This is a genomic window from Herbaspirillum sp. B65 (assembly GCF_000333555.1).
In the GTDB taxonomy this organism is placed as follows: domain Bacteria; phylum Pseudomonadota; class Gammaproteobacteria; order Burkholderiales; family Burkholderiaceae_D; genus Herbaspirillum; species Herbaspirillum rubrisubalbicans.
Map to the genome: position 1 here is coordinate 1 of NZ_BADI01000956.1, position 8,292 is coordinate 8,292.

The 8,292-nt window shown below is 65.0% G+C and carries 9 protein-coding genes; all 9 read right to left on the reverse strand.

Annotation, left to right across the window (positions count from 1 at the left end):
* Positions 1 to 990, reverse strand: a 990-nt coding sequence (locus I5W_RS22520; RefSeq protein ID WP_044530924.1) for a class I tRNA ligase family protein, incomplete at its 3' end; no start/stop codon positions are given.
* Positions 991 to 1,113: 123 nt separating this feature from the next.
* Positions 1,114 to 2,091, reverse strand: a complete 978-nt coding sequence (locus I5W_RS22525; protein ID WP_044530925.1) for a bifunctional riboflavin kinase/FAD synthetase — start codon at positions 2,089 to 2,091, stop codon at positions 1,114 to 1,116.
* 184 nt (positions 2,092 to 2,275) lie between these two features.
* Positions 2,276 to 2,977, reverse strand: a complete 702-nt coding sequence (locus I5W_RS22530; protein WP_050010715.1) for a GntR family transcriptional regulator — start codon at positions 2,975 to 2,977, stop codon at positions 2,276 to 2,278.
* A gap of 32 nt (positions 2,978 to 3,009) precedes the next feature.
* Positions 3,010 to 3,387, reverse strand: coding sequence for an oxalurate catabolism protein HpxZ (gene hpxZ, locus I5W_RS22535; protein ID WP_017453652.1), 378 nt, complete (start codon positions 3,385 to 3,387; stop codon positions 3,010 to 3,012).
* Positions 3,384 to 4,067, reverse strand: coding sequence for a cysteine hydrolase family protein (locus I5W_RS22540; RefSeq protein WP_044530927.1), 684 nt, complete (start codon positions 4,065 to 4,067; stop codon positions 3,384 to 3,386). Before I5W_RS22540 ends, hpxZ begins: the two co-directional genes overlap by 4 nt.
* Positions 4,064 to 5,632, reverse strand: a complete 1,569-nt coding sequence (locus tag I5W_RS22545; protein ID WP_044530928.1) for an ABC transporter ATP-binding protein — start codon at positions 5,630 to 5,632, stop codon at positions 4,064 to 4,066. The genes I5W_RS22540 and I5W_RS22545 overlap by 4 nt, the downstream gene beginning before the upstream one ends.
* 2 nt (positions 5,633 to 5,634) lie before the next feature.
* Positions 5,635 to 6,330, reverse strand: a complete 696-nt coding sequence (gene biuH / locus I5W_RS22550) for a biuret amidohydrolase (protein ID WP_044530929.1) — start codon at positions 6,328 to 6,330, stop codon at positions 5,635 to 5,637.
* An 18-nt stretch (positions 6,331 to 6,348) separates the two neighbouring features.
* Positions 6,349 to 7,269 (reverse strand): ABC transporter permease, encoded by a 921-nt coding sequence (locus I5W_RS22555; RefSeq protein WP_044530930.1) that lies wholly within the window; start codon positions 7,267 to 7,269, stop codon positions 6,349 to 6,351.
* A complete protein-coding gene (locus tag I5W_RS22560; RefSeq protein ID WP_252717176.1) occupies positions 7,262 to 8,290 on the reverse strand; it encodes an ABC transporter permease in 1,029 nt (342 codons plus the stop codon). The genes I5W_RS22555 and I5W_RS22560 overlap by 8 nt, the downstream gene beginning before the upstream one ends.
* Positions 8,291 to 8,292 lie beyond the last annotated feature (2 nt).

The window sequence follows — 8,292 nt, forward strand, 5'->3', positions numbered from 1 at the left end:
TTTGGCCAGCGGATGATGGAAGCGGATCAGCGAGAGCTTCTCGCCGGTGGTGGTGGCGATGATCTTGCCTTCCAGGCCGAAGCGTTCCAGGCAGGAGGCCACCAGATCCTTGGCCAGGATCAGCAGGGTGGCTTCGCCATTGCGGGTGGTCTCGACCAGCGCGTATTCGAATTCGGGATGGACGTTCAACGCCTGGTTGGCCGGGATGGTCCAGGGCGTGGTGGTCCAGATGACGATGTAGCCGTGGCGGGTCGGCAGTTCGCTCAAACCGAAGGCGGTGGCCAGCTTGTCGTGTTCGGCAAACGGGAAGCCGACATCGATGGCCGGGTCGCGTTTGTCCTGGTATTCCACCTCGGCTTCGGCCAGCGCCGAGCCACAGTCGAAGCACCAGTTCACGGGCTTCAAGCCACGATAGACGTAACCCTTCTCCAGGATCTTGCCGAGGGCGCGCAGCTCGTCGGCTTCATTGGAGAAGTTCATGGTCTTGTAGGGGTTGTCCCATTCACCGAGTACACCCAGGCGGATGAAATCCTTCTTCTGCAGCGCGATTTGTTCATTGGCGTAGGCGCGCGCCTTGGCTTGCACCTCGGCCACCGGCAGGTTCTTGCCGTACTTCTTCTCGATCTGGATCTCGATGGGCATGCCGTGGCAATCCCAGCCCGGCACGTATTGCGCGTCGAAGCCGGCCATGTTGCGCGCCTTGACGATCATGTCCTTGAGGATCTTGTTGACGGCATGGCCCAGATGGATCTCGCCGTTGGCATACGGGGGACCGTCATGCAGGATGAACTTGGGGCGACCGGCCGAGGCCTTGCGGATGCGCTGGTAGACCTTCTTTTCCTGCCATTGCTTGACCCATTGCGGCTCGCGCTTGGCGAGGTCGCCGCGCATGGGGAAGGCGGTCTCGGTCATGTTGACCGGGTACTTGGAGGGCGCCTTGCCGGCTTTTTCCGGTTTGCCGGGCTTGGCGGAGGTTTCGTTATTGGACATGACAAGACTTTCGTTGAATGCAGGTTGATTCAGGAGCCACGCGCGGCAAGATGCACGCTGGCGAAATGCAGGATGGGGCGGCTGGACGGCTGCGGGAGCGGGGCTCCGGCAGCCGCCCAGCGTTCAAATTCGGTCGGTGGCCGAGACGGCGAAGCCGGCGTTTTCGCGGAACCAGGCGCGGGCATGGTCGACATCGCGCGCGATGGCCGTGGTCAGCGTGGGCAGATCGACGTACTTTTCTTCATCGCGCAGCTTCTTGAGGAATTCCACCCGCACCAGCTTGCCGTAGCAATCGCCCTGGAAATCCAGCAGATGGGTTTCCAGCAGCACCCGGCCGCTGTCGTCCACCGTCGGGCGCACCCCCAGGCTGGCCACGGCCGGCAGGGGATGGTCGGCCAACCCATGCACCTGCACCACGAAGATGCCCGACAAGGCCGGGCGCTTGTGGCCCACGCGCATGTTCAGGGTGGGGAAACCGATGGTGCGGCCCAGCTTCTTGCCGTGCACCACGCGCCCGCTGATGGCATAGGGATGGCCCAGCAACTGGCGCGACAGCTCGAAATCGGCCGCTGCCAGCGCCTCGCGCACGGCCGACGACGAAATGCGCACGCCGGCATTGGTCACCGTGGGCAGCGCATGCACCTCGAAACCGTAGTGTTGGCCGGCCTCGACCAGGGTGGCCAGGGTGCCGGCACGGCGCGCACCGAAGCAGAAGTCGTCGCCCACCATCAGCCAGCGCACGTGCAGGCCCTGGACCAGGATCTTCTCGATGAAGTCCTGCGGGGAGAGGGCGGCGAAGTGGCTGCCGAAGTGCTCCACCACCACGCGGTCGATACCGGAGTTGGCCAGTGCTTCGAGCTTGTCGCGCAGGTTGGCGATGCGCGCCGGGGCGCGTTCGGGAGTACCGGCCAGTTGGGCGAAGAATTCGCGCGGATGCGGCTCGAAGGTCATCACCGCCGCGTCCAACCCCAGTGTGCCGGCGGCCTCGCGCACGCGCGCCAGCAAGGCCTGGTGGCCCAGATGCACGCCGTCGAAATTGCCGATGGTCAGCGCGCACGGGGCGCGCGATTCGGCTGTAGGAAGTCCGCGAAATACCTTCATTGAGCCGCTGGAAAGATGCGCTGTTGCAAAAGCCTTCCATTATAAATGGTTTCGGAGGCTTTCCTTGATTTGGTGGCAGGATCGCGGCGATCAAGGCGCTGGGCGCGGATATCCAGCGCAGTTTTTCACATTTCCATAAGGAAATGTTGGCAATCCTTCATGTGAAAGATTCTTCCAGGCAGGTTCAACGGGCCGCCGCCGCCTCGGGCTCCTGCCACTGGCGTGCCTCGGCCAGCATCCAGATAGTGATCTTTCTGACTTCCAGCTTGCTTTGCGTAATGTGGGCGCGCAGCAGGATCTGGGCTTCGGTGGACTTGCGCTTGGCGATCAGTTGCAGGATCTTGGCGTGTTCCTCATAGGTGGCCTCGATGCGCTTTTTCTTGAGGAAGTCCAGGCGGCGCACGATGCGGATCTTTTCGGTGACCTCGGTATGGACCCGGGTCATTTCCTGGTTGCCGGCCGCAGCCACCAGGTTGGTGTGGAAGGCTTCATCCAGTTCGGCCACCCGGACGGCGTCGGCTTCGCGCGCTTCGGGCTCGACCAGCCAGATGGCATTCAACTGCTCCAGTCCTGCCGTGGCTTGCTGCTGGCTGCACAGTTTGTCCAGTGCGGCCATCTCCAGCACGATGCGCAGGTCGTAGAGATTGTCGAGGCGGTCGAAGTCGATCGGACAGACCTTCCAGCCGCGCCTGAAACCCACCTCCAGGTAACCCTCGCGCTGTAGCCGGAACAGCGCATCGCGCAACGGCGTGCGCGAAACACCCTGGCGCTGCGCCATCTCGGTCTCGGTGAAATTGTCGCCCGGCAGCAGGCGGAAGCTGAAGATGTCGTCCTTGATCCGGTGATAGACCTGTTCGGCGAGCGGGTTGGCGACGGTGACGGTCATGGTGCGGGCATTCTGGTTCGGTGGGGCGGGACTCATGCCATCAGGCTGACATGGGCGGCGACGATGCGCCAGCCTTGGTCCATGCGCACCCAGGTCTGCATCTGGCGGCCGATACGCTCCGAAGTGTGGTCGGTGAATTCGGTGGAGACCGTAGCATAGTCGCTGCCGAAGGTGGTGACAACGGTACGCTGCAGCTTGCGCGAGGCCGGCACCGGCGTGCAGGTCTTGCGGTACTGGCGGATCGCCTCGCCGCCCAGCAGCACTTCGCCCACGCCATAGCGCACCGTTTCGGGGGCGTACCAGAACCAGCGGTCCAGCGCCGGGATGTCATTGATGAGCAGGGCGTATTCGTAATCGGCAAAGGCTTGTTCGACCTCGGCCACGATGTGAGGCAGGTTCACTTGCATCATGGATGGTCTCCAGCATAGGCGGCCATGGCGCTTTGCAATTGCGCCAACGGCGCCCGCCAGCCGACGATGCCGCCCTGGGCGGTGAGCATGTCGAGCGTGGCGCGATGGAATTCAGGGAAGTAACTGGCGCAGGCGTCTTCCACCACCAGGCATTCATAGCCGCGGTCATTGGCTTCGCGCATCGAGGTCTGCACGCAGACTTCGGTGGTCACGCCCGCGATCAGCAGATGGGTAATGCCGCGTTCCTGCAATTGCGCGTGCAGGTCGGTGGCGTAGAAGGCGCCCTTGCCGGGCTTGTCGATGACAATCTCGCCCTCGATGGGCGCCAGTTGCGGCAGGATCTGGTTGCCCGGCTCGCCGCGTACCAGGATGTGGCCCATCGGCCCGACGTCGCCGATGCCCAGCGTCGGATTGCCGCGCAGGCGCTTGGCGCGCGGGCAGTCGGATAGATCGGGCAGGTGCGACTCACGCGTATGCACCACCAGCATCTGATGCGCGCGCGCCAGCGTGAGCAGGGCGGCGACGGTCGGCACGATGGCGCCCAGCGGCCGCACGTCATTGCCCAGCGCACTACCGAAACCGCCTTCTTCCACGAAGTCGCGCTGCATGTCGATGACCACCAGCGCCGTGCTGCGCGGATGGAATTGATAGGGATAGGGGAGTGCGTCGATATGGATCATGCGGCCTCGGCGTGAGCAGGTTGATCGTGATGTCCGGCCATCCAGCGGCCCAGGGCGGCGCGGTCGGCACCTTGCGTGGCCACGTCCTGCGCCACGTGCACGATGCGGCCCTCGGTCATCACCAGGATGCGGTCGGACAGTTCGAGCAATTCATCCAGGTCTTCGCTCACCAGCAGCACCGCTGCGCCACGTGCGCGGGCTTGCAGCAGGCGGGCGTGGATGTCGGCCACCGAGGCGAAGTCCAGCCCGAACACCGGATTGGCGACGATGAGCACATTGGCCGCACCGTCCAGGTCTGCCTCGCCCAGCTCGCGCGCCAGCACGGCGCGCTGCACGTTGCCGCCGGAGAGCGTGCCGATGGGGCGTTCCGGCACCGGTGGCTTGACGTTGAAGGCGGCGATCAGCGCTTGCGCCTGGCGTTTCATGGCGCTGCGGTCAATGCGCCAGCCGCCGCGCTTGAAGGGCGCCACGTCGAAATGATGCAAGGCCATGTTCTCGGCCACGCTCATGCCGGGGATGCAGGCATTGCGCAGCGGTTCTTCCGGCAGCGCAAAGACGCGCAGACGCCGCATCTCTTCACGGGTGGCGGCGTAGGGCGCGCCCTCCACCCGGATCTGGCCCAGCAGGTGGCGCCGCTGGCCCAGCAGGGCTTCCACCAGTTCCTTCTGACCATTGCCGGAGATGCCGGCCAGGCCGACGATCTCGCCGTGCTTCACCTGCAGCGACAGGGCGCGCACGGCAGCCACGCCGCGATCATTGTTGACGGTAAGATCCTTCACCTCCAGTCCGATGGCCGCCTGTGGCGGCACGGCGGCACGGGCCACCGCTAATTTTTCTTCACGTGCATGGCCCATCATCCAATGGGCGAGGGCATCGGGGCTGGTTTCGGCCACCTTGGCGCTGGCCACCAGTCGCCCCTTGCGCAGCACCGTCACATCGTCGGCATAGGCGCTCACTTCGTTGAACTTGTGGGTGATCATCAGCACGGTGAGCTCCTGCTGGCGCGTCAAGGCGTGCATCAGGCCCAGCACTTCGTCGGCTTCCTGTGGCGTCAGCACCGAGGTCGGCTCATCGAGGATCAGGAAGCGGCGGCGCAGGTAGAGTTGCTTGAGGATTTCCAGCTTCTGCTTTTCGCCGGCCGAGAGGCTACTCACCAGGCGTTCGGTGGCCAGCTTGAAGGGCATCCGCGCCATGAATTCTTCCAGTACCGCGCGTTCGCTGCTCCAGCGGATGCGCCAGGGCAGGTCGCCCCGCGCCAGCAGCAGGTTCTCGGCCACCGTCAGGCTGGGCGCCAGCGTGAAGTGCTGGTAGACCATGCCGATACCGAGCTGGTGTGGCAGGCGTGCGCTGCGGATGTCCACTTCGCGGTGGTCGGCCAGGATGCTGCCCTGGTCGAGCGGGCTATAGCCGACCAGCCCCTTGACCAGCGTGCTCTTGCCCGCGCCATTCTCGCCCAGCAGCGCATGGATGGTACCGGCACGCACCTTCAGCGAAACCTCATCGAGGGCGCGGAAGCTGCCGAAGGACTTGCCGGCATTGAGGATCTCCAGCTCAAGGGCGTGCATGATCAGGCCCCGATCACATCGATCAGTGCCGCCGAATCGGATACGGCACCGAACACACCGCCCTGCATCTTGATCATGGACAGCGCCGCCAGGTGGTTGCTGTAATCGGTCGCGCCACAGCAGTCCGACAGCATCACGCATTCGAAGCCGCGGTCATTGGCTTCGCGCATGGTGGTGTGCACGCAGACATCGGTGGTGATGCCGGTCAGCACGATGTTGCGGATGCCACGCGTGTGCAAAATCATTTCCAGGTCGGTAGCGCAGAAGGAACCCTTGCCGGGTTTGTCGATGATGATTTCGCCGGCGATGGGGGCCAGTTCGGGAATGATTTCCCAGCCCGGTTCACCCCGCACCAGGATGCGGCCACACGGACCAGCGTCACCGATGCCCACGCCGTCGGTGCCGATCTGGCGCGAACGCCAGCGCTTGTTGGCGGGCAGGTCGGAGAGATCGGGACGGTGGCCTTCGCGGGTATGGATGATGGTATAGCCCCCGGCGCGCATGGCGGCCAGCACTGTCTTGATCGGCTCGATGGGAGCGCGCGTCAATGACAGGTCGTAGCCCATCTTGTCGACGTAGCCGCCGATGCCGCAGAAGTCGGTCTGCATGTCGATGACGATGAGTGCGGTATTGGCCGGGGTCAGTGCGCCGTCATAGGGCCAGGGATAGGGTTCGGCCTGGATGTAGAGTGCGGACATGCTTGCTCCTTGGTGGATTTATCGGGTCAGGCTCAACTCGCCCGGTGCCGCCGAGAGGGTGCGGTCAGGGCGGCAGGTGAGGATCATGATCAACAGCGTCAAGGCATACGGTGCGGCATTGAACAGGTAGTAGCCGGAGGTCACGCCTACCGCCTGCAAGGCCGGGCCCAGCGCCCCGGCGGCACCGAACAGGAGTGCCGCCAACAGGCAGCGCCATGGCTGCCAGCGCGCGAAGATCACCAGGGCCACGGCCATCAGGCCCTGGCCGCTGGAGAGTCCCTCGTTCCAGCTGCCGGGGTAGTACAGCGAGAGATAGGCGCCGCCGACGGCCGCCAGGAAGCCACCCGCCGCAGTGGCCGCGATACGAATGCCGGTGAGGTGATAGCCGAGGGCGCGCGCGGTTTCGGCATGATCGCCCACCAGCCGCAAGGCCAGCCCCCAGCGCGTGGTAGACAGGCCCCATTGCAGCAGCAGTGCCAGCGCCACGCCGAGGAAGAACAGCGCATTGATCTGCAAGGCATGATGCAGGCGTTCGTTGCTGCTCCACGCCCCCAGGTCGATGGCGGGCAGCATGGCGGCCTGCGGCTGGATGAAGGGCTTGCCGAGGAAGAAGGCCAGCCCGGTGCCCAGCAGCATCAGTGCAATGCCGAAGGCGATGTCGTTGACCCGTGGCAGCGAACACACCACCCCATGCAGCACCCCCAGCAGCAAGCCCGCACAACCCGCCGCCAGCACGCCCAGCCAGGCCGAGCCGGTATAGAAGGAAGCGGCATAGCCGGTCATGGCGCCACACACCAGGATGCCTTCCAGCCCCAGGTTCACGCGCCCGCCTTTTTCGGTCAGGCATTCGCCCAGGCTGACGAAGAGAAAGGGCGTGCCCACGCGGATCGCCCCGGCAAAGAGCGCCAGCAGCAGGGTGGTCAGATCGATGTCATGCATGGCCGGCCTCCTTGGCAGGAATGACTTGCACTTGTGCCTTGGCCTGCCAGCGCAGTTTCAATGCCGCCAGGCGACCGGTGATGGCTTCCCAGGCCAGCAGATTGCAGAACAGCAGGCCCTGCAGCACCAGCGTGGTGGCGTCGGGCAGGTCCAGGCGCCGTTGCAGCAGGCTGCCGCTGGCTTCCACGCCGCCGATGACGATCGCGCAGACGATGATGGCCAGCGGATTCTGGCGCGCCGCAAAAGCCACCAGGATGCCCGAGAAGCCATAGCCCGCCAGCAGCGCACTGGTGGCGCTGCCCTGCACGGCGCTGACCTCGAACATGCCGGCCAGGCCGGCCGCGGCACCACCCAGCGCGCAGGCGGTGAGGATGAGGCGATTGACCGGCAGGCCCACCAGTCGGGCCGTGCGCACATTGCCGCCGACCACGCTCATGGCGAATCCCGCCACGCTATGGCGCAGCAAGACCCAGGCCGCCAGACAGGCCAAGGCGCCCCAGACCAATCCCCAATGCACTTCCATCCCTGGCAGCGAACCGACCAGGTAGGCATCTGGCAGTGGCAAGGTGGAGGGTTTGTTGAGACTGGCCGGATCGCGCAGCGGGCCTTCCACCAGATGCTTGAAGACCGCCACGGCCAGGTAGGAGAGCAGCAGGCTGGAGATGGTCTCATTGACCCCGCGCCACTGGCGCAGGCCGCCGCATAGCGCGATCCACAGGCCACCGGCCAGCATGGCGGCGGTCGCCATGACCGCCAGCATCACCAGCGAGGGCAGCACTGGCAACAGTTGCGGCATCACCGCGGCGGCCAGTCCACCCAGCGCCAGTGCACCTTCGCCGCCGATGACGATCAGGCCCACGCGCGCCGGCAGGGCTACGCAGAGTGCCGTCAACAGCAAGGGCGCGGCGCGCTGCAAGGTGTTCTGCCATGCGAACGTGGTGCCGAACGCGCCCTGGAAGATCAGCAGGCAGGCCTCGCCCGCCGGCTTGCCCTGCACCAGTAAAAACAGCACGAACAACAGCA

Coding starts and splice junctions, on each gene's coding strand:
- hpxZ (WP_017453652.1), bottom strand. CDS start 3,387: ATGATGCAAGTGAACCTGCCTCACATCGTGGCCGAGGTCGAACAAGCC.
- I5W_RS22555 (WP_044530930.1), bottom strand. CDS start 7,269: ATGCATGACATCGATCTGACCACCCTGCTGCTGGCGCTCTTTGCCGGG.
- biuH (WP_044530929.1), bottom strand. CDS start 6,330: ATGTCCGCACTCTACATCCAGGCCGAACCCTATCCCTGGCCCTATGAC.
- I5W_RS22545 (WP_044530928.1), bottom strand. CDS start 5,632: ATGCACGCCCTTGAGCTGGAGATCCTCAATGCCGGCAAGTCCTTCGGC.
- I5W_RS22530 (WP_050010715.1), bottom strand. CDS start 2,977: ATGACCGTCACCGTCGCCAACCCGCTCGCCGAACAGGTCTATCACCGG.
- I5W_RS22540 (WP_044530927.1), bottom strand. CDS start 4,067: ATGATCCATATCGACGCACTCCCCTATCCCTATCAATTCCATCCGCGC.
- I5W_RS22525 (WP_044530925.1), bottom strand. CDS start 2,091: ATGAAGGTATTTCGCGGACTTCCTACAGCCGAATCGCGCGCCCCGTGC.